The organism is Janthinobacterium longum (genome assembly GCF_051380735.1).
GTDB lineage: Bacteria > Pseudomonadota > Gammaproteobacteria > Burkholderiales > Burkholderiaceae_D > Janthinobacterium.
Genome location: NZ_JBNYXQ010000001.1, coordinates 623,696 through 644,039, shown reverse-complemented (window position 1 = coordinate 644,039; position 20,344 = coordinate 623,696). Strand labels below are relative to the sequence as shown.

Here is a 20,344-nt window from a genome sequence, read left to right as displayed (position 1 = left end):
ACGACACCGATAACTAGCAGATAGTAGAGATAACATGACCTCAGTCCCATTGACCAAATTCGGCGCAGAACTCCTGAAAGAGGAACTGCATCATTTGAAGACCAAGGAACGCCGTATCGTCATCGATGCGATCGCCGAAGCGCGCTCGCACGGTGACCTGTCGGAAAACGCCGAGTACGACGCCGCCAAGGAACGCCAGGCATTCGTCGAAGGCCGCATCGCCGAACTCGAAGGCAAGCTGGGCGCCGCGCAGATCATCGACCCGACCACCCTCGACGCGGAAGGCCGCGTGGTGTTCGCCTCGACCGTGAATCTGGAAGATCTGGAGTCGGGCCAGAAAGTGACGTACCAGATCGTTGGCCTCGATGAAGCCGACCTGAAGCTGAACAAGGTTTCCGTCACGTCGCCGATTGCCCGCGCGCTGATCGGCAAGTATGCCGGCGACGTGGTTGAAGTGCAGGCGCCGTCCGGCCCGCGCGAATACGAAATCCTGGAAGTGCTGTACATCTGATGCCCACGCGCATCCGCATCCTGGTTGCCACCCTGTGGGCCGGCAGCCTGTGGACCATCGGCTTTATCGTCGCGCCCACCCTGTTTGCCACCTTGAGCGACCGTGTGCTGGCAGGCAATATCGCCGGCAGCCTGTTCCGTGCCGAGGCCTGGCTGTCGATTGCCTGTGCGCTGATTCTGCTGGCCTTGCTGCAATGGGCGCCGGGTGTGCTGGAGCCCAAGCGCCGCCGCTTGCTGGGGGCGCTGGTGCTGTCGATGCTGGTGTGCGCGCTGGTCAGCCATTTCGGCATCACGCCCTTGATGAGCGAACTCAAGGCGCAGGCGCCATCGGGCATCATGGACGACGCCATGCGCAGCCGTTTCGGCATGCTGCACGGGGTGTCGACGCTGGTGTTTGCGGTGCAGAGCCTGCTGGCGGGTGTGCTGATCTGGAAACAACAATAAGCTTGTCTTGATCGTGGCGTAAAAAAGCGGAGCAGGGAAGATCCCGTGCTCCGCTTCCTTTTTCAACCGCCTGGGGCGGTTGAGGGTGGGCTTACTTGCTGCCCAGTGCGCTTTTCTTGGCGCTCTTCTGGCGCGGCTTGGCACGCTTGATGGAACCGCCTTCGGTAACGCGCTCATTGCCCTTGATCATGACTTTCGTCACGCTCGGGCGCTTGGTGCCGCTGGCGCTGGCTTTGACGATGGTCACTTCGCGCATACCCTTGCCGGAACTGACCTTCTCCTTCACCACTTCTTTTTTCGGACGGTAGATTACCAGCAGTTTGCCTATATGTTGTACGGGAGCGGCGCCGAGATTGCCGCAAATCGTTTCGTACATTCCGACGCGGGCTTCGCGGTCGTCGCCGAACACGCGCACTTTAATCAGGCCGTGTGAATCGAGGCCCAGGTCAATCTCTTTGAGGACAGCAGGTGTCAAGCCCGCTTCGCCGATAATGACGATAGGCTTCAGCGCGTGTGCTTCGGCGCGCAGTGCGCTGCGCTCTACGGGTGTAAGTTTTAGCATAATAATTTTTAGTAATTCCCTTAAAAGCAGTATTCTACGCGAATGGCAAAGAAGAAATTAAACAAAAACTGGTTGCACGACCACATTAATGACCCTTATGTGAAGTTGGCGCAAAAAGAGGGCTACCGTGCCCGGGCCGCATACAAGCTCAAGGAAATCGATGAAGACGAGAAACTGATCAAGCCTGGTCAGGTGATTGTGGACCTCGGGTGCACCCCTGGCAGCTGGGCGCAGTACACGCGCCGCAAGCTGGCCGGCAAGGATGGCGGCGGCGTCAATGGTACCCTGATCGGCCTCGACATGCTGGAGATGGAGCCGATCGCCGACTTCCATTTTATCCAGGGCGACTTCCGCGAAGCACGCGTGCTGCGCCAGCTGGAAGTAGTGCTGCAGGGACGCAAGGTGGATCTGGTGCTGTCGGACATGGCGCCCAATCTGTCGGGTATTGCCACGGCAGACGCCGCGCGCATGGAACATCTGATCGACCTGGCGATTGAATTTTCGCAGCTGCACCTGAAGCCTTCCGGCGTATTGCTGGTCAAGTGCTTCAAGGATATGGGCTTCAGCCAGATCGTGGAAAAATTCCGCACCGAATTCAAAGTCGTGGTGCAAAAGAAACCGAAGGCCAGCCGCGACAAGTCGTCGGAGATATTCCTGATGGGCCGGGGCGTCAAGAATCCCCTGAAAAATGCCGTTGAAGAAGACGATTCCGCTCTTGATATTTAAGTTGGAATCCGCACATGGGAACGAGGAGTGCGGCAATGGTTCTGGCCTGCGGGTCTAAATTGTTTATACTGCACTTTTGACGTGGGCGCGGGTTTTTGGCGCACACGGATCGGCAGGCTTTGGCACGGCCTGCTTATTGCGAGTAAAATCGTGTTTCTAGCTATAGCAAAAAGATGCGCACTGCATCCAAGGAGTCTTCGTGAATAACATGTTTTCCAAATCTGCCATCTGGGTCGTCGTACTGCTGCTGCTGTTCATGCTGTTCAAGCAGTTTGATAGCCATGGCGCCACGGGCGGCAGCAAGGCCATCGCTTATTCCGATTTGCTGGATGAGGTCAAAGCCAAGCGCGTCAAGGATGTCGTGATCGAAGGTTCCTCGATCACCGCCAAGCTGATGGACGATACCAAGGTGCGCACCACTGCCACCAGCCTCGACAAGGGTCTGATCGGCGACCTGCGCGACAATGGCGTGCATTTCGATGTGCGTCCGCCTGAGGAACCATCGTTCCTGCAATCGATTTTTGTATCCTGGTTCCCGATGCTGCTGTTGATCGGCGTCTGGGTATTCTTCATGCGTCAGATGCAGGGCGGCGGCAAGGGCGGGGCTTTCTCGTTCGGCAAGTCGAAAGCCCGCATGATGGATGAAGCCAGCAACACCGTGACCTTCGCCGACGTCGCCGGTTGCGATGAAGCGAAAGAAGAAGTCAACGAAGTGGTCGACTTCCTCAAGGATCCGAGCAAATTCCAGAAGCTGGGCGGCCGCATTCCACGCGGCGTGCTGATGGTCGGTCCTCCGGGCACCGGTAAAACCCTGCTGGCGCGCGCCATCGCCGGCGAAGCCAAGGTGCCGTTCTTCTCGATCTCGGGTTCGGACTTCGTTGAAATGTTTGTCGGTGTCGGCGCCAGCCGTGTGCGTGACATGTTTGAAAACGCCAAGAAGCATTCGCCGTGCATTATCTTCATCGACGAGATCGACGCGGTCGGCCGTCACCGTGGCGCCGGTACTGGCGGCGGCAATGACGAACGTGAACAAACGCTGAACCAGTTGCTGGTCGAGATGGACGGTTTTGAAGCGAACTCCGGCGTGATCGTCGTGGCTGCCACCAACCGCGCCGACGTGCTCGATAAAGCGCTGCTGCGTCCCGGTCGTTTCGACCGCCAGGTTTCGGTTGGCTTGCCGGACATCCGCGGCCGTGAACAGATCCTGAACGTGCACATGCGCAAAGTGCCGATCGGCACCGACGTCAAGGCCGATATTCTGGCCCGCGGCACGCCTGGTTTCTCGGGTGCGGATCTGGCCAACCTGGTCAACGAAGCGGCCCTGTTTGCTGCACGCCGCAGCAAGCGCCTGGTGGAAATGTCGGACTTCGAAGACGCGAAAGACAAGATCTACATGGGTCCCGAGCGCAAATCGATGATTATCCGCGAGGAAGAGCGCCGCAATACGGCTTACCATGAGTCTGGTCACGCGGTGGTGGCGAAGCTGCTGCCGAAGGCCGACCCGGTCCATAAAGTGACGATCATGCCGCGCGGCTGGGCCTTGGGCCTGACCTGGCAGTTGCCGGAACACGACAATCTGTCCGCCTACAAGGACAAGATGCTGGAAGAAATTTCCATCCTGTTCGGTGGCCGTATCGCGGAAGAGATATTCGTTGGCCAGATGTCGACCGGTGCATCGAACGACTTCTCGCGCGCCACCAAGCTGGCCCGCTCGATGGTGACCCGCTTCGGCATGTCCGACAGCATGGGCGTGATGGTCTACGAAGACAGCGAAAACGAAGGTTTCTTCGGTGGCGCCACCAAGACGATCTCGGAAGCAACCCAGCAAAAGGTTGACGCCGAAATCCGCAGCATTCTCGACACGCAATATGCACTGTCGCGCAAGCTGCTGGAAAGCAACCGCGACAAGGTCGAAATGATGACCAAGGCGCTGCTGGAATGGGAAACCATCGATGCCGAGCAGATCAACGACATCATGGCTGGCCTGGAGCCGCGTCCGCCAAAAGTCATTCCACCACGCCGCAATGCGGGTGACAGTGGCGCTGGCGGCATCTCGCCAAACGTGACGGCACCAGCCTGACCATGCCGGCCGGCTAGACTGCTAGCCAGGCGGCAACAACAAGAAAGGGTAAGGAGCGATCCTTGCCCTTTTTTGTTAGCGCTTACCACTTTTCCCTACCACACAGATTCACATGCGACATTATTTACAATTCGGCCGTTTCGGCTTCCAGTTGCATGCCGCCGAACAGGGCAGGCAGGCGCTGGTGATGGGCATCCTCAATGTCACGCCCGATTCCTTTTCGGACCCCGGCAAGTTCCGGCACTTGGAGTTTGCCCTGTCGCGCGCCGAGCAGATGATACTTGAGGGCGCCGACATCATCGATATCGGCGGCGAGTCGAGCCGTCCGGGGGCGTCGCCGCTGCCTTTGCGTGAAGAATTGCAGCGCGTGATGCCGGTGCTGTATGCGCTGCGCGACTGCGGCAAGCCTTTATCGGTCGATACCTACAAGCCGGAGGTGATGCGCGAAGCGATACTGGCCGGTGCCGACATGATCAACGATATCAATGGCTTCCGCGCTCCTGGCGCCATTGAGGCCGTGAAAGACAGCGACTGCGCGCTGTGCATCATGCATATGCAAAGCGTGCCGCAAACCATGCAGGACCACCCGCAATACGAGGATGTGGTGCGCGAAGTCATCAATTTCCTGCGCCAGCGCGTCAATGCCATGCTGGCGGCCGGCATAGACCGCGAACGCCTGTGCATTGATCCCGGCTTCGGTTTTGGCAAGACGGTCGAACAGAACTACGCCTTGCTGCGGGCAAGCCGGCAGTTGCGCAACGAACTGGGCTTGCCGATCCTGGCCGGCTTGTCGCGCAAATCGATGATCGGGGCCGTAACCGGCCGCCCGGTGGAGCAGCGCCTGGCCGGTAGCATCGCTGGCGCTCTGGCTGCCGTGGCGCAAGGTGCGGAAATCGTGCGGGTGCATGATGTGGCGGAGACCGTCGATGCATTGAAAGTATGGCGCATGGCACACTAAGTTATTAAAATTTCATCAAAGACAATAAAAGAGAAAAAAATGACACGCAAGTATTTTGGTACCGATGGCATCCGCGGCCTGGTGGGTGCGGCCCCGATCACTCCCGACTTTGTCATGCGCCTGGGCTATGCGGCCGGCAAGGTGCTGGCCAGGTCGCAAAGCAGCAAGGTGCGCCCGACCGTGCTGATAGGCAAGGACACGCGCATTTCCGGCTATATGCTGGAAGCGGCGCTCCAGGCGGGGCTGGCGGCGGCCGGCGTCGACGTGTTGCTGGCCGGCCCGGTGCCCACGCCGGCGATTGCCTACCTGACGCGCGCGCTGCGCCTGACGGCTGGCGTGGTGATCTCCGCTTCGCACAATCCCTACCACGACAATGGCATCAAGTTCTTTTCAGGCCAGGGCGCCAAGCTGCCTGACAGCCTGGAGCAGGAAATCGAAGCGGCGCTGGAGCAGCCCATGGATTGCGTACCGTCCGAAAAGCTGGGTCGCGCCAAGCGCCTGGACGATGCTTCGGGCCGCTATATCGAGTTTTGCAAGAGCACTTTTCCGAACGAGCTGGACCTGCACGGCCTGAAGATCGTTGTCGACTGTGCGCATGGCGCCGCCTATCAGATCGCGCCCCATGTATTCCATGAACTGGGTGCCGAAGTCATCGCTATCGGCAACAAGCCGGACGGCTTCAATATCAACGCCGGTTTTGGCGCCACCGCCACCAAGGCGATGGCTACGGCTGTTGTCGAGCATGGTGCCGACCTGGGCATTGCGCTCGATGGCGATGCCGACCGCCTGATCATGTGCGATGCCAGCGGCCGCCTGTATAACGGCGACGAGCTGCTGTACGTGATGGTCAAGGACCGCCTGGCAACCGGCCCGGTGGCTGGCGCCGTCGGCACCCTGATGACCAATATGGCGCTCGAAGTGCTGTTCAGGCAGCAGGGCGTCGGTTTTGCGCGCGCCAAGGTGGGCGACCGCTATGTGCTGGAAGTGATGAAGGAAAAGGGCTGGATCCTCGGTGGCGAAGGTTCCGGCCATTTGCTGTGCCTGGACAAGCACACCACCGGCGACGGCATTGTCTCGGCGCTGCAAGTGCTGTCCGCGCTCAAGCGCAGCGGCCAGAGCCTGCAACAGTGCCTCGCCGAACTGGTGCTGTTCCCGCAAACCCTGATCAATGTGCGCGTGGCGCCCGGCACCGACTGGCGGCAGAACGCCGCCATGGTCGCCGAGACCGCCAGGGTGGAAGCCGAACTGGGCGACACCGGCCGCGTGCTGATACGCGCATCCGGCACGGAACCTCTTATACGCGTGATGGTCGAAGCCAAGGATGCGCTGAAGGCAGACAGCATGGCGCGCCGTATTGCCGACAAGCTGTCCGCATAAATTTTTGCAAGTGGCGGCCTGGCGATAGTTATTTCCATCTAATTCGTCTCTGGCAATTGACGAAATTGTGGCCAGGCCTTATTATCTTGTCTTCGGAGTGTGGCGCAGCCCGGTAGCGCACCTGGTTTGGGACCAGGGGGTCCAAGGTTCGAATCCTTGTACTCCGACCAAAGTCATAAAGCGGGCTGTCAGAAATGACAGCCCGTTTTGCATTGCAGGCAGGGAGCAGGCAATCCTGCTCTTGCTTCAGTTAAAATACTGCACCTTTCCGCCCATCGTTCAACGGATAGGACAACGGTCTTCTAAACCGTGAATGGGGGTTCGATTCCCTCTGGGCGGACCAGCGATCGCTGGCCCTCGATGCGCTTTTGGCATCGCTCTCTACTCTTCCTTGTTCCCCGCGCCAAACAGGCGATCCTTGGCATTGAGCAGTTTTTGTACCTTGGCGCCCATCTTCATCAGCTGCGCCATCGATTCGGGCGACAGCCGCTGCAAGTCGTCGAACCAGGTATTGGCCAGGTCGACCAGCTCATACATTTCGCGCATGCGCGCCTGCGCATATTTGTCGCCCGGTTCATTGGCCGGCGCCATCAGCGACTCGCGCAGTACTGTCAGGGTAGGCGCCACTTCGCGCCGGCGCCGCTCGGCCGCCACCACCCGGAAAATCTGCCAGACATCGCCCAGTGACGAGAAATATTCGCGCCGGTCGCCGGGGATGCGCGTCAGCCGTATCAGGCCCCAGCCCTGCAATTCCTTCAGGCCGATGCTGACGTTCGAGCGCGAAAAACTCAGGTGCTCGGCGATTTCATCGGCATGCAGCGGCTGTTCCGACACGAACAGCAGGGCATACACCTGGCCCACCGTGCGGTTGAAGCCCCAGCGGCTGCCCATCTCGCCGAAATGGCTGACAAAGGTCAGGATCAGCGGCGTCATTTCAATATTGTGAGTTTTCATAATTATCTGGAAGTTTTGCACTCTATTTTTGGCAGGTCAATTGATATCTGTCACGTTTCGCAGTATTATACAAAAAATCGAATTTACAGAAATGTCTGAAAACTCAAGAATTACGAATTAAACATGAATACTCCGTTTGCTGCGTTGCCGCGCTTTGTCCTTCCCCTCCTCGCCAGCCTGGTGCAGGGTGGCGCCGCATTGCTGTGGCTGCCGCAGGCGGCCTTGCTGGCATCAACCATGGCGGCAATGAAGGCTGGCGCCGGCTGGCGCGCGGCCTTGTTGCCGGCCGCCGCAGTGCTGCTGCTGGGCCTGCTGCGCGCCGCTGGAGAAGCGTGGGGCGCACGGACCATGTATGCGGCCGCGCGCGCGCATTTGTCGGCCTTGCGCACCCGGGTGGCGTTGGCCCTGGCGCGGCGCTCGCCGCTGGACCGCCAGCGCGCCCAGTCGGGCCAGGCCGCCAGCGTGATCGCCGAGCAGGCCGAAGCCATCGTGCCTTATCTGGTGCGCTACCAGCCCACGCGCTGGAAAGTGCTGCTGGTGCCTCTGGCGCTCTTGGTCGCCATCGCGCCGCTGTCCTGGCTGGCCGCCCTGATCCTGCTGGTTGCCGCCCCCTTGATTCCCGTCTTCATGGCCTTGGTGGGCATGGGCGCGCAGGCGGCCAGCCGTGCGCAGATGGTGGAAATGGGTGGCATGAATGCCTTCCTGCTGGACCGGCTGCGCGGCCTGGCCACGTTGCGCGCGCTGGGCGCCATCGACGCAACCGCCGGGCGCCTCGACGCCAGCGCGCAATCCGTGCGCCGCCGCACCATGGCGGTGCTGCGGATCGCCTTTTTGTCGTCGGCCGTGCTGGAACTGTTTTCCGCACTGGGCGTGGCGATGGTGGCGGCCTATATCGGTTTTTCGCTGCTGGGCACCTTCCATTTCGGCAGTTGGGGCAGCAAGCTCACGCTGGGCGAAGGCATGTTCATCCTGCTGCTGGCGCCGGCTTTCTTCGAGCCACTGCGCGAACTGGCCGCCGTCTGGCACGACAAGGCCGCCGGCCAGGCGGGCCTGGCCGCTCTGGCAGACCTGGCCGATGGCGGCCTGGTCATGCCCGGCGATGACGGGGCCGAGCCCGGCGCGCCTGCGATGGTCCACGCCGCGCCGCCTGCGGTGCAACTGCAGCAACTGCAGTTCGCCCATGCCGGCGAGGCGCCGCTGTTTGACGGTCTCGATTTGCAGGTATGCGCCGGCGAACATGTGGCCCTGCTGGGCGCCAGCGGCGCCGGCAAGTCCACCTTGTTGTCACTTATCGCCGGCTTGCTGCCAGCCGATGGCGGCGTCATCCGGATTGCCGATGTGGCGCTGGACGACGCTAATGTTGCCGGCCTGCGCCAGCGCATGGCCTGGATGGGCCAGCGGCCGCACGTGTTTGCCGCCTCCGTCAGCCAGAACGTGACGCTGGGCCGCGCCGATGCCGATGCCGGTCGCGTCGGCGCCGCGCTGCATCTGGCCGAACTGGCCGGCGTAGCCCAGGCGCAAGCCGGTGTCATGCTCGGCGATGGCGCGCAAGGCCTGTCTGGCGGCGAAGCCGTGCGCCTGGCGCTGGCCCGCGTGGCCATCCATCCGCATGCCGACCTGCTGCTGGTCGACGAGCCGACAGCCCACCTCGACAGCGAAACGGCGGCGCGCGTGACTGACGCGCTGCTGATGCTGGCCAAAGGCAAGACCATGATCGTCGCCACCCATGACCCGGTGCTGGCAGCGCGCTTGCCGCGCCGCGTGCTGCTGGGCGTGCAAACCCGGGAGCTGCAGGCATGAAAATCACCTTGTTACGGAATCCGATCTTGCGCCAGCTATTGCAGGGCCAGCCGCGCAAGATGTTGCTGGGCGCCGCACTGTCGGCGCTGACGGTGGTGGCCGGCATGGCGCTGCTGGGCCTGTCCGGCTGGTTCATCACCGCCACCTCGATCGCTGGCCTGGCCAGCAGTACCGCGCTGGCGTTCGATGTGTTTGCACCCTCGGCCGGTATCCGCCTGCTCGCGTTAGGGCGCACCGGCACCCGCTATGCGGAGCGCCTGGTCACGCACGACGCCACGTTCGCCGCGCTGGCCGCCATCCGCGTGCACCTGTTTCGCCGCTGGTCGCTGCCCGCCGCCGGCAGGCGCCTGCTGCGCCAGCCGAGCAAAATGCTGTTTCGCCTGACGGCCGATATCGATGCGCTGGAAGCCTTGTATCTGCGCCTGCTGGTACCGGTGTTTACAGCCGTGTGCGCGGCCCTGCTGGCCGGCCTGGCGCTGGTGTTTCTCGACGCGACCTTGGGCATGGTGTTTGCCGTCTGGTTATTAGTCAGTGGCGGCGCGATTGCGCTCTACGTGCTGCGACGTGCGCGCCGCCACGCCGCCCAGCGTGCGCGTGGCATGGAAAAATTGCGCTCGGGCGCGATAGATCTGGTGGCCGGCCAGACCGACCTGGTGATGGCCGGGCGCATCGCTGCGCAATGCCAGGCCCTGGCGCAGATCGACCAGTCGCTGGCGGCCACCGATATCGCCCTGCAGCGGCTGGACGCCAATGCCGGCGCCGCCTATGGCGCGGTGGCCAGCCTGACCATGGCCGGAGCGCTGCTGGCGGCGGCCGCCCTGGTCGAACGGCAACAGATCGGCGTGCCGGCCGCAGCGCTGGCGGTACTGCTGGCCTTGACGGCGATGGAACCGTTTGCCGGCCTGCGCCGTGGTGCACTGGAAGCCGGGCGCATGTTGCTGGCGCTGCGCCGTCTGGATCCGCGCGAGGAAGAACCGGCGCCGGCGCCCAAGCCCACCACGGCCGGCTTGTGCCTGCAGCAGGTCAGCGCCTGTCACGCCGGTAGCCAGGCGGCCATCGTGCATGCCGTCAGCCTGGCGGTGGCGCCCGGCGAGAAAGTGGCGCTGATCGGCCCCAGTGGCGCCGGCAAGTCGACCTTGCTGGCCTTGGCCGCGGGTGAAATCGCGCCCTTGTCCGGTACCGTCAGCGCGCCGCGCGCCTGTCTGTTTACCCAAAGAACTGAACTGTTCCAGGACAGCCTGCGCGACAACCTGCGCCTGGCCGACCCGGCTGCCGACGATGCGCGCCTGTGGCATGCCTTGCGGGCAGCGGGCCTGGAGCAGGAAGTGCGCGCGCTGGCCCAGGGCCTGGACACGCCGCTGGGCGAGGGCGGCCTGGGCCTGTCGGGTGGCCAGTCGCGCCGTCTGGCGCTGGCGCGGCTGTTCCTGCATGACTCGCCTTTGTGGCTGCTCGATGAAGCCACCGAGGCGCTCAATGCCGGCACCGCCACCGATGTGCTGCGGCGTTTGCGCGAGGAGAGCAGAGGGCGCAGCCTGCTGATCGCCACCCATTTGCGGCGCGAAGCGCAACTGGCGGACCGGCTGCTGACCATACGCCATGGCCGCATCGTGGCCGAAGCGCGGCGCGGCACGCCGGAATTTGACAAGGCGCTGGGCAGCTTGCGGGCAGATTAAAAAGTTTGTAGCACCGTTGTTTTAACGAAGTACTCCCAAGGAAACAAACAGGAACATCATGGACCTCGATATTGTTGCATTATCAAGACTACAATTTGCGCTGACAGCGCTGTACCACTTCATTTTCGTCCCGCTGACGATAGGCTTGTCAGTGATACTCGGCATCATGGAAACCGTCTACGTGATGACGGGCCGCACCATCTGGCGCGACATGACCAAATTCTGGGGCGTGCTGTTCGGCATTAACTTCGCCATGGGCGTGGCCACCGGCATCGTGATGGAATTCCAGTTCGGCATGAACTGGAGCTACTACAGCCATTATGTGGGTGATATTTTCGGCGCGCCGCTGGCGATCGAAGGCTTGATGGCCTTCTTCCTGGAAGCGACCTTTGTCGGCATCTTTTTCTTTGGCTGGGATAAATTGTCCGCACGCGGCCACCTTGCTACCACCTGGCTGGTCGCCATCGGTTCGAATTTCTCTGCCTTGTGGATACTGGTCGCCAATGGCTGGATGCAAAATCCGGTGGGCGCCGCCTTCAATCCGCAAACCATGCGCATGGAAGTGACCGACTTTGGCGCCGTGCTGACCAATCCGGTGGCGCAGGCCAAGTTCGTGCACACGGTATCGGCAGGCTATACGGTGGCCGCCATCTTCGTGCTGGGCGTGTCGGCCTGGTATTTGCTCAAGGGCCGTCACGTGCAGCTGGCCAAGCGTTCGATGACGGTGGCCGCCGCCTTCGGCCTGGCGGCGTCGCTGTCGGCGGCGGTGCTGGGCGATGAAAGCGGTTACCTGGCGTCCGAACACCAGAAAATGAAACTGGCCGCCATCGAAGCGATGTGGGAAACGGAACCTGCCCCAGCGGCATTTACGGCGATCGGTTTTCCCGACGAACAAGCGCGTGAAACCCATTATGCGCTGCATATTCCGATGGTGATGGGCCTGATCGGCACGCGTTCGTTGAATACCGAAATTCCCGGCATTGCCCAGCTGGTCGAGCGCGGCGAGCTGCTGATACGCGACGGCATCAAGGCCTATGACGCGCTGCAAACCATCCGCGCTGTGCCGCCCGGCGGCGTGGTACCTGAAGAAGCGCAGGCCATGTTCGAATCGAAAGGCCCGTCGCTGGGTTACGCCTTGCTGCTGAAACGCTATGTCGATGATCCGCGCCTGGCCACGCCCGAACAGATCGCCAGGGCCGCGCGCGACACGGTGCCGCCTGTGGCGCCGCTGTTCTGGTCGTTCCGCGTGATGGTCGGCCTGGGCATGTTCTTTATTTTGCTCACCGGCACATTTTTTGTACTGTCCGTGCGCCGCACCCTGGACGCCCACCGCTGGCTGCTGAAAGTGGCCGTGTTCGCCATCCCGCTGCCATGGGTGGCCGCTGAAGCAGGCTGGATCGTGGCCGAACTGGGCCGCCAGCCCTGGGTCATCGAAGGCGTGCTGCCGACCGCCGTGGCAGTGTCGAACCTGGGCGTGACGACCTTGCTGATCACCATTGCCGGCTTTGCCGCCATCTATACGGTGCTGCTGGTGATCGAGATGAAGCTGATGCTGAAAGCCATCCGCAAGGGACCGCAACTGCATGCGCCCGCAGCAGTGGCTGCCATCCCCGCCACCGTACAACCTGCCTGAGGAGGTGCATCGTGATTTTGCATGAACTGATTTCGTACGAAACCCTGCGCCTGATCTGGTGGCTGCTGATCGGCGTGCTGCTGATCGGCTTTGCCGTCACCGACGGCTTTGACCTGGGCACCGGCATGCTGCTGCCCTTTGCCGGCAAGACCGATCTGGAACGCCGCATTATCATCAACAGCATCGGTCCCGTGTGGGAGGGCAACCAGGTGTGGCTGATACTGGGCGGCGGCGCCGTCTTTGCCGCCTGGCCGCAGCTGTATGCGGTGTCGTTCTCGGGCTTTTACCTGGCCATGTTCGTGATCCTGGTGGCGCTGATCCTGCGCCCGGTCGCCTTCAAATTTCGCAGCAAGCGTGAAGACGCCAGCTGGCGTGCACGCTGGGACATCGCCTTGTTTATCGGCGGCTTCGTGCCGGCCCTGATCTTTGGCGTGGCCATCGGCAATGTGCTGCAAGGCGTGCCATTCCGCTTTTCCGACGACATGCATATCTTTTACGAAGGCAGCTTCTTTGGCCTATTGAACCCGTTTGCACTGCTAGCTGGCCTGGTCTCGGTGGCGATGCTGGTGATGCACGGCGCCACCTGGCTGCAGGTGAAAACCGAAGGCATCGTCGCCGAACGGGCGCGCACCTTCGGCAGCGTGGCGGCGATCGTCACGGTGGTGCTGTATGCGGCTGCCGGCGTGGCACTATGGACCATGGTTGACGGCTACCGCATTACCAGCGCGATCAGCGTGGCCGGCCCGTCCAACCCCATGTTCAAGACGGCTGAAGTGGCGGCCGGCGCCTGGTTCCTCAACTACGCGGCCCATCCTTGGACCTGGTCCGCACCGGTACTGGGCCTTGCCGCGCCGCTGCTGGCCCTGCTTTTCCTGCGCCTGCGCCGCGCCGTGCCGGCCCTGCTGGCCAGTGCGCTGGGCATCGCCGCGATCATCCTCAGCGTGGGCGCGTCCATGTTCCCATTCATCCTGCCGTCGTCGCTCGATCCGCGCGCCAGCCTGACGGTATGGGATTCGTCGTCCAGCCACATGACGCTGTTTATCATGCTGGTCGTCACCACCATCTTCATCCCCCTGATCGTGGCCTATACCAGCTGGGTCTACAAGGTGCTGTGGGGCAAGGTCGATGGCCAGGCCATCAGCGACGGCAAGGGCCACGCCTACTGATCATTGATACATCATTTACTCAACTTCAAAGGAATCATCATGTGGTATTTCGCCTGGATACTGGGCCTTCCGCTGGCGGCGATGTTCGCCGTGCTCAACGCAATGTGGTACGAAATGGTCGATGGCGACACGACGCCCGAGAAGTATCTCTGACGACCGTATCGCTGAAGCAGGCCCTGGGCTTTCCTGTAACAGGAGGAATGGTCGCTCCATATAAACGCGGCCGGGGCCGCTTTGGATGCAGCGCAGTGCTACACTGCCCACCATTCTTTTTGACGGAACCCCATCATGACCACCACGCTTTCTTCCTTGCCTTATCGCGCTACCGCCGCCGAGGCTTGCCAGTGGCTGCAAGCGCAGACCGGCACGCCCTGGACCCTGGCGCGGCTGCTGGAAGAGGGTGGCTTGCCGTATGTGTGGATAGATTATTCGGATGAATGGGCCGAGTTGTTCCACGAGGGCGTGACACGCTACGCGGCGCCGGTGGTGTTTATCGAGGACAAGCAGCACCTGGCTGCCGGCGGCAGCGATGTCTGGCTGCGCTTTACGCGCGATTCCGGCAACCTGGCCATTGCCCTGAAGGATCAAGGCTTGCGCGCATCGCTGGACGGTTTGCATTTCCAGGAACGCGACCTGTTAAAGCTGGTAAAGGAATTGCTCAATCCCACGCCTGTCGAGCCGGAAACGCCTTTGGCGCCGCAGGAAAGCCTGAAGGGGCTGGAGCGCAACGAGATCCTGCAAGCGTTTGCGTCCATCGTCAAAGTCAACCTGGAGCAGGGCATGCTGGCCGGCCTGGGCGTCTTTGGCGACGATGGAGCGCGCGTGCGCAAGAATTCGCGTGGCGGCAAGAACAATTACCTGTGGAATCCCGTTACACTGGCCTTCGGCCTGCACGATGTGCACCGCGTGCCGATGCCGCATCTGAAAAAAGCATTTGCCACCCAGCCGCTGCTCAGGCCATGGAAGGCGGCCTGGCTGGAGTCACTGGCCTTGCTGGGAGAATAAACTAGAAAAGCTTGCCCTGCGCCAGGTCGACCTGCCGGGCGCGCCGCGTGGCCAGCCCGGTTTTTTGCGCCTCCTGCGCGCTGGACAGGCCGATGCCCTCCAGCGCCAGCAAGGTTTGTTTGGCCTCCAGGCCGCCCGCAAAGCCTGTCAGCGCGCCGCTGGCGCCGATCACCCGGTGGCAGGGCACGATGATGGAAACGGGATTCCTGCCATTTGCCGCGCCGACCGCGCGCACGGCGGCGGGCCGGCCGACCTGGCACGCGATTTCGCCATAGCTGCGCGTCTGGCCGAATGGTATCGTCAGCAGCGCCTGCCATACCTGCTTCTGGAAATCGGTGCCGGCAAAGTCCAATGGCAGCTCGAACTGCTGGCGCGTGCCGGCAAAATACTCGCGCAATTGCTGCTGCGCTTGCAGCAGCACCGGATGCGTGCCGTCTTCGCTCAGCTCGCCCAGGCGCACCCGGGTCGGTTTGTCGTCCTGCCACAAAACCGCTGCCAGTGCAGCGCCGCGCGCCACCAGCGTCAGTTCGCCCACTGGCGAGGGCATTAACTTGTAGACACAGAGCATGAACATTCCTTGTCAACAACTATGCATTAAAGCAATCTGCGCCAGATTCAGCCTTTGGCTACCGGCTCGCCTTGCGTCAGCTTGCCGCCATAAAAGCCATCGTGCAGGCCGTGAGCGAAGTCGACCAGCGGTTGTCCGCCTGTGGCCGATACATACAGCAACCAGGCCGCTGCCAGCATGGTTTTGCGGTCATTGCGGCGGTAGCCGAGGGTAATGCCGATGATGCCGGAAACCAGCAGTATCAATTCCACGTAATACGCCATGCGCCGCTCCCCGCTGGTGAATAAAAAGTTGCCTTGCGGCATACTAATATGAAATTAAGTATGTGGCAACTTTTTATGCTGGATGGTTTCAGAATCAACGGTTCTGCGATAATGCATGCAGGATATTTGTCAGCTGAAGGAATTGCATGCGTATGAAAAGCGCGATAGGGATAGTCATCTCCTGTGCCGGATGGCTGTGCGCCATCTCGCCTGGCCATGCGCAGGAAGCGCAGACGCCTCCAGCGGTGCCGCCGACGCATGAAGCGCCGGCCTTGCCCGCACCTGCTGCGCAGCCGGTGCCAGCCAGTCCCGTTCCGGCTCCGGTTCCGGCAGCAGAACCTGAGCCCGTCGCAGCCGAACTGCTCGGAGTGATACCCCAGTCCGTGAAGGTTACCGCCAGCAATCTGGCGGCGCCGCCGCGCGTGCGTTTCACGGCGTACCGCGATAGCTATCTGACGGCAAAAAAAGTCTGGCAGGTATCGCGCGGTAACGTGGTAATGGCCTTGCGCCTGATCCCGGCCAAGCTCAGCGCCACTATCGACGATGTGCGGGTGGCGTTGCAAGGCGATGGCGCGCCGGTGGCGATCAAGGTGGGCGAGGGCGGTGTCTTCATCGTGCCAATCAATGACGAGATAGCGGCCCAGGATGGCAGTTTCCTGGTCAACAAGGGCCGCGGGGAATTGACAGCCAATATGGTGATCCAGCCCGCCGTGGCGCGCGATGCCTGGACGGTGGGGCGGGTGGCGCAAGTATTGCATGACGCCAGGCTGGCCGTGCATGCGATCACACCGTGGTACAAACGCCTGTTTTCCAGTGAAGTGCAGGCGCTGGCCTTTTGCGCGCCCGAGCGGGGCAGCGCCCTGCAACTGATGCAGGACCAGCAACTGATTGCCACCCTGCCGATGAACGACGCCGCCGTCAACGACATCAACCTGCCTGTGTATTGCAAGATGTTCGATGGCGAAGACAAATACCCGGGCCACTACCGCGTGGTGATGCCCGAACAGGCGACGGTGCTGATACTGTAAGCTGTCAGGCAGGCTTGCACTGCACCAGTTCCAGCGCCGCCGCCAGCGCCAGGTCCATCGTTGCCTGGTGAAACAGCAGCCACTGCGGCAGCAGGGCCAGCGCATGGCGGCCCTGTTCCACGTCACCCTCGTCGACGGCAGCCCAGGCGTGGTGCAGGCCGCCGAGCACGCGAGCATGCTGCTCGCGGTGGTTGGTCAGCGATGGAAAGCCGATTTCCTCCATCAGGTCTTCTTCTTCGCGGAAATCGCGTTCCACCGCCGCGACAAGTTCCCGAAAGCCCACGCTGAATTGTGGGTCGCCGAGGTTCGCAAGCTGCTCCAGCCGCGCCACTGCGTCAAACAGCGCTTCGTGCGCCGCGTCCATGGCGGGTATGCCCAGCGCCATGTCTTGTTTCCATTGAGATGTCAACATGCCAGCTCCTGTGTCAGCCTGCGGTCGGGCTGACCGGGCGGCTTCAGTGTGGGCGTGCTGAAGGTGAAAATCCATGATCTGGATCAAACATTCAATCGCTTCAAGCGCAGGCGATGGCGGTGTCAGCGCTGCGGCCAGTGCGACCACATGGCATGGGCGTCGACATTCGGCGTCTGCAGCATTTGTGCCAGCGAAGGACCGGACCGCTGCAGCATCAGCGGCACCAGCATCAGCGAAGAGAGGGCGAGGCAGGCCAGCACTTTGAGCGTCAACATGATTATCTCCCGGCACGCCAGCGGCAGCGCGGGAATGCGGCGCCAGCCGGTTATGCGATGACATCATGCTTGCAGTGTAGGTCAGCTGGCGACAAGTTCAACTGATTGCTGTGATGCACTGCAGCAACAGCTGCCAGTCGATGTTCAATAAACGTCGCGGCGGTAGCGGTCTTGCGTGCGCAAGTCGTCCAGGCCATCCTGGCCCAGCACGTCGAGCAGCACCGCGTCGACGCCGGCCGCCATGCCCTGCAGGCTGCCGCACACATACACGATGGCGCCGTCCTGCAGCCAAGTGCGCAATTCACTGACCGCGCTGCGCAGGCGGTCCTGTACGTACTCGCGGCTATCGCCGTCGCGCGAAAACGTGCGGTCCAGACGCGCCAGATTGCCCTCTTGCAGCCACGCCTCCAGTTCTGCGGTGCAGATGCTGTCGGCGCTCTGCTGGCGCTCGCCGAACAGCAGCCAGTTGCGGCCCAAGCCCGCCCGCTGGCGCGCGCGCAGGTGCGAGCGCAGGCCGGCCAGGCCCGAGCCGTTGCCGATATAAATGCACGGCACGTCGGTCAGCGCCGGGGCGAAGGCCGGGTTCGCTTGCAAACGCAGGCGGATCTCACCGCTCAGCGGCGCGAACTGCGTCAGCCAGCCCGAGGCCACGCCATAGCCGCCGTTGTTCTCGCCCGCATGGCGCTCCTGGCGCACCAGCAATTGCAGCTCGCCATCGTGCGGCATGGACGCCACCGAATAGCTGCGCGGCGCGTGTGGCACGCTGCCGCCGCTGTCTTCGCCTTCGCTGCCGTCGCTATTGCACGGAATAATCTCGGCCAGCGCGCCGGCTTCCCAACTGGTGCCAGCAGGGCCGGACAAGCCGATTTCATACAGCTGGCCGCCCTGGCTGCCAGGATTGAGCAGCACGCGGCGCGTCAAGCGCCACGCCTCATACGACGCATCTTCCTGGCGGCCGATGGCGTCGATCGGGCTGCCGCTGGTGCGCGCCAGCGCCTGCGACCAGGCGGCCAGTGCGTGGGCGTCATGCTTGTCCACTTCAATCATGGCAAACAGCGGCGTCGCGCCCAGCGCTTGCAGGCGCAAGTCCAGTGCGCGGCCAAAGCCGCAGAACTGGCTGTAATGGCGGTCGCCCAGGGCCAGCAAGCCAAATTCCAGGCCGGCCAGATCGGGCGCCTTGCTGTCGTCCAGCAATCGCGCAAAGCGGCGCACGCCATCGGGTGCTTCGCCCTCGCCAAAGGTGCTGGCGACGATCAGTACGTGTTCATACTGGCGCAGCTGTGTCGGCGACAATTGCCCGAGCGACTGTACGTCGACCGGCACGCCGGCCTGCTGCAGGGCGCGCGCGCTTTCCAGTGCCAGCCTTTCGGCCTGGCCCGACTGGCTGGCATAGGCCACCAGCGTCGGCAGGGCGCTGACATGCGGGCCGGGCGCACCGGCGCCCAGCATGGCGCGTTGGGCGGCAACGGCGCGCTTGGCCTTGCGCCGGCCCAGGTACAACATCCAGCCGGAGATGCCGAACAGCGGCATGCACAGGCTGGCGACGGTCACGATAATGCGCCCCGGCAAACCGAAATAGCTGCCCATGTGCAGCGGGTAGATGATGCTGAGCAGGCGCGCGCCTTGCCCCTGCTGGTCGTAGGGCTTGTATTCGGTAACCGTGCCATCGGCCGGCAGGATGGTCATGGTGTTGCGCGCGCGCTCATGTGGTGCGTCGTTGGCCAGCCAGGTGAACTGCACCGCTTCGCCCGGGTGCGTCGGCATGCGCACGGTGGTCAGGGTCCAGTTGCCGGCACGTTGCTGGAAAGTATTCCAGGCCAGTGCGGTATCGATGGCGGCGTGTGCCGCTTCCGGTTTTTTCTCGCGTGCCGGCGCCGGTTTTGCGGATGCTTGCGCCATGCGCGGCGGCTTGCCGGCCCAGGCGTCGATCTGGTCGCGCACGATATCGTAGCTCCAGTACAGGCCGGTCAGGGTCAGCATCACATACACCACCAGGCACCAGGTGCCGATCACCGAGTGCAGGTTCCACAAGAATGAGCGGCCTTTCAGTGCCGGGTCGAACATCAGCCAGGTGCGCCAGTCCAGCGGGCGGCGCGGCCAGCGCAGGTACAGGCCCGACAGCGCCAGGCCAAGCAGGCACAGCGCCAGCGCGCCCAGTACCTGGCGGCCCGGTTCGCGCGGCAGCAGCAGCCATCGGTGCAAGGACTCGGTCCACTCGAAAAAGCCCGCGCCCTGCATCGCCGGCCGCGTTGCGCCCGTGTACGGGTGCACATACACGGACTCGCCACGGCGCTGGCCCGCCTTCGGCGCAAAAAACACGCGCGGCGCGGCGCCGGGTTCGGCATACACAGTAACGGATGCAACGCGCTGGCCGTGTCCGGCGGCCGCCACGCTGGTCAGCTGGCCGGGCGTGAGCACAGCGCGTGTTTCCACCGGCACATGGCGCACGCCCGGGTTCATCAGATCGAGCAATTCATCCTTGAACGAGATGGTCGCGCCGGACAGGCCAATGATCATCAGAACGGTGCCGGCGGTAATCCCGATAAACCAGTGCAGCTGGAACCAGACCTGCTTCCAGCTGGGCCAGTTCCATTGCACGTTGTTGCGACGGCGCGTGCTTGCCTGTGGCTGCGAGGTGGGTGCTGCACGCGATGCCGGTGCGCCGGCGATGGTGGGTGTTGTCATGAGTCGGATTGCTGGCTGGCGGAACGGAGAAGGCCGCCATCATATCGCAAATGAGAATGATTCGCGCTAATTCTGCGACCAGTTTTCAGGCAAAGATGGCAGCGGGGCGCTTGTCTCGCCGCGTTTTGGCATGCATACTGCCAGATAATGTATCTCTCGCATGGGCGGCGCGCTGCTGCTGCCGTGACGAAGGACTACAATAGCCGCCTGACTTCATAATCTCAT

General features: G+C 62.5%; 20 protein-coding genes and 2 tRNA genes. 15 read left to right on the top strand and 7 right to left on the bottom strand.

The features are described 5' to 3' along the window. The first annotated feature begins 34 nt into the window (after positions 1-34). Positions 35-511: a transcription elongation factor GreA gene (gene greA / locus ACQ4WM_RS02885; protein ID WP_308920198.1), complete on the top strand. Its 477-nt coding sequence runs from the start codon at positions 35-37 to the stop codon at positions 509-511. After that, positions 511-954 carry a DUF4149 domain-containing protein gene (locus ACQ4WM_RS02880; RefSeq protein ID WP_436545204.1) on the top strand — a complete coding sequence of 148 codons (444 nt, stop codon included), beginning with the start codon at positions 511-513 and terminating at the stop codon, positions 952-954. The genes greA and ACQ4WM_RS02880 overlap by 1 nt, the downstream gene beginning before the upstream one ends. A 91-nt stretch (positions 955-1,045) precedes the next feature. Here ACQ4WM_RS02880 and ACQ4WM_RS02875 read toward each other — a convergent pair whose 3' ends face one another. After that, positions 1,046-1,516, bottom strand: coding sequence for a YhbY family RNA-binding protein (locus ACQ4WM_RS02875; RefSeq protein WP_065307652.1), 471 nt, complete (start codon positions 1,514-1,516; stop codon positions 1,046-1,048). A 42-nt stretch (positions 1,517-1,558) separates the two neighbouring features. Between ACQ4WM_RS02875 and ACQ4WM_RS02870 the strand changes: the two genes are divergently transcribed. The 6 genes from ACQ4WM_RS02870 to ACQ4WM_RS02845 all read left to right on the top strand — a co-directional run bounded on the left by ACQ4WM_RS02870 (position 1,559) and on the right by ACQ4WM_RS02845 (position 7,000). Further along, positions 1,559-2,242, top strand: coding sequence for an RlmE family RNA methyltransferase (locus ACQ4WM_RS02870; RefSeq protein ID WP_436545203.1), 684 nt, complete (start codon positions 1,559-1,561; stop codon positions 2,240-2,242). A gap of 199 nt (positions 2,243-2,441) precedes the next feature. Next, the gene (gene ftsH / locus ACQ4WM_RS02865) at positions 2,442-4,322 is read left to right on the top strand and encodes an ATP-dependent zinc metalloprotease FtsH (RefSeq protein ID WP_308920202.1); all 1,881 of its coding nucleotides are present in this window, start codon (positions 2,442-2,444) and stop codon (positions 4,320-4,322) included. 112 nt (positions 4,323-4,434) lie between these two features. Further along, a complete protein-coding gene (gene folP / locus ACQ4WM_RS02860; protein ID WP_436545202.1) occupies positions 4,435-5,280 on the top strand; it encodes a dihydropteroate synthase in 846 nt (281 codons plus the stop codon). A 39-nt stretch (positions 5,281-5,319) separates the two neighbouring features. Next, positions 5,320-6,657, top strand: a complete 1,338-nt coding sequence (glmM, locus tag ACQ4WM_RS02855; protein ID WP_436545201.1) for a phosphoglucosamine mutase — start codon at positions 5,320-5,322, stop codon at positions 6,655-6,657. A 93-nt stretch (positions 6,658-6,750) separates the two neighbouring features. Then, positions 6,751-6,827, top strand: a tRNA-Pro gene (locus ACQ4WM_RS02850). 98 nt (positions 6,828-6,925) lie between these two features. Continuing rightward, a tRNA-Arg gene (locus tag ACQ4WM_RS02845) sits at positions 6,926-7,000 on the top strand. 38 nt (positions 7,001-7,038) lie between these two features. Here the strand turns inward: ACQ4WM_RS02845 and ACQ4WM_RS02840 are convergent. Then, on the bottom strand, positions 7,039-7,611 hold the full coding sequence (locus ACQ4WM_RS02840) for a GbsR/MarR family transcriptional regulator (RefSeq protein ID WP_436545200.1): 573 nt from the start codon (positions 7,609-7,611) through the stop codon (positions 7,039-7,041). A 123-nt stretch (positions 7,612-7,734) separates the two neighbouring features. Here ACQ4WM_RS02840 and cydD point away from each other — a divergent pair, with 123 nt between their 5' ends. The 6 genes from cydD to ACQ4WM_RS02810 all read left to right on the top strand — a co-directional run bounded on the left by cydD (position 7,735) and on the right by ACQ4WM_RS02810 (position 14,888). Further along, positions 7,735-9,411 (top strand): thiol reductant ABC exporter subunit CydD, encoded by a 1,677-nt coding sequence (gene cydD, locus ACQ4WM_RS02835; protein WP_436545199.1) that lies wholly within the window; start codon positions 7,735-7,737, stop codon positions 9,409-9,411. Further along, positions 9,408-11,084, top strand: coding sequence for a thiol reductant ABC exporter subunit CydC (cydC, locus tag ACQ4WM_RS02830; RefSeq protein WP_436545198.1), 1,677 nt, complete (start codon positions 9,408-9,410; stop codon positions 11,082-11,084). Before cydD ends, cydC begins: the two co-directional genes overlap by 4 nt. A 58-nt stretch (positions 11,085-11,142) precedes the next feature. After that, positions 11,143-12,717 carry a cytochrome ubiquinol oxidase subunit I gene (locus tag ACQ4WM_RS02825; RefSeq protein ID WP_436545197.1) on the top strand — a complete coding sequence of 525 codons (1,575 nt, stop codon included), beginning with the start codon at positions 11,143-11,145 and terminating at the stop codon, positions 12,715-12,717. 11 nt (positions 12,718-12,728) lie between these two features. Further along, the gene (cydB, locus tag ACQ4WM_RS02820; protein ID WP_436545196.1) at positions 12,729-13,883 is read left to right on the top strand and encodes a cytochrome d ubiquinol oxidase subunit II; all 1,155 of its coding nucleotides are present in this window, start codon (positions 12,729-12,731) and stop codon (positions 13,881-13,883) included. A 39-nt stretch (positions 13,884-13,922) separates the two neighbouring features. Beyond that, positions 13,923-14,036, top strand: coding sequence for a cytochrome bd-I oxidase subunit CydX (cydX, locus tag ACQ4WM_RS02815; protein ID WP_436545195.1), 114 nt, complete (start codon positions 13,923-13,925; stop codon positions 14,034-14,036). Positions 14,037-14,171: 135 nt separating this feature from the next. Further along, positions 14,172-14,888 (top strand): hypothetical protein, encoded by a 717-nt coding sequence (locus ACQ4WM_RS02810; RefSeq protein WP_436545194.1) that lies wholly within the window; start codon positions 14,172-14,174, stop codon positions 14,886-14,888. 1 nt (position 14,889) lies between these two features. Here ACQ4WM_RS02810 and ACQ4WM_RS02805 read toward each other — a convergent pair whose 3' ends face one another. Together ACQ4WM_RS02805 and ACQ4WM_RS02800 are read right to left on the bottom strand one after the other, a co-directional pair. After that, positions 14,890-15,456: a methylated-DNA--[protein]-cysteine S-methyltransferase gene (locus ACQ4WM_RS02805; protein WP_436545193.1), complete on the bottom strand. Its 567-nt coding sequence runs from the start codon at positions 15,454-15,456 to the stop codon at positions 14,890-14,892. A gap of 47 nt (positions 15,457-15,503) precedes the next feature. After that, complete coding sequence (locus ACQ4WM_RS02800) at positions 15,504-15,719, bottom strand: hypothetical protein (protein ID WP_436545192.1); 216 nt, start codon at positions 15,717-15,719, stop codon at positions 15,504-15,506. Between the two features lie 146 nt (positions 15,720-15,865). Between ACQ4WM_RS02800 and ACQ4WM_RS02795 the strand changes: the two genes are divergently transcribed. After that, positions 15,866-16,747 (top strand): hypothetical protein, encoded by an 882-nt coding sequence (locus ACQ4WM_RS02795; protein WP_436545191.1) that lies wholly within the window; start codon positions 15,866-15,868, stop codon positions 16,745-16,747. Between the two features lie 4 nt (positions 16,748-16,751). Here the strand turns inward: ACQ4WM_RS02795 and ACQ4WM_RS02790 are convergent, their stop codons facing one another. The 3 genes from ACQ4WM_RS02790 to ACQ4WM_RS02780 form a co-directional block, all read right to left on the bottom strand. After that, positions 16,752-17,159, bottom strand: a complete 408-nt coding sequence (locus tag ACQ4WM_RS02790; protein ID WP_436545190.1) for a bacteriohemerythrin — start codon at positions 17,157-17,159, stop codon at positions 16,752-16,754. A 122-nt stretch (positions 17,160-17,281) separates the two neighbouring features. Continuing rightward, the gene (locus ACQ4WM_RS02785) at positions 17,282-17,434 is read right to left on the bottom strand and encodes a hypothetical protein (protein ID WP_436545189.1); all 153 of its coding nucleotides are present in this window, start codon (positions 17,432-17,434) and stop codon (positions 17,282-17,284) included. Positions 17,435-17,578: 144 nt separating this feature from the next. Next, a complete protein-coding gene (locus ACQ4WM_RS02780; protein WP_436545188.1) occupies positions 17,579-20,119 on the bottom strand; it encodes a PepSY domain-containing protein in 2,541 nt (846 codons plus the stop codon). Between the last annotated feature and the right edge of the window lie 225 nt (positions 20,120-20,344).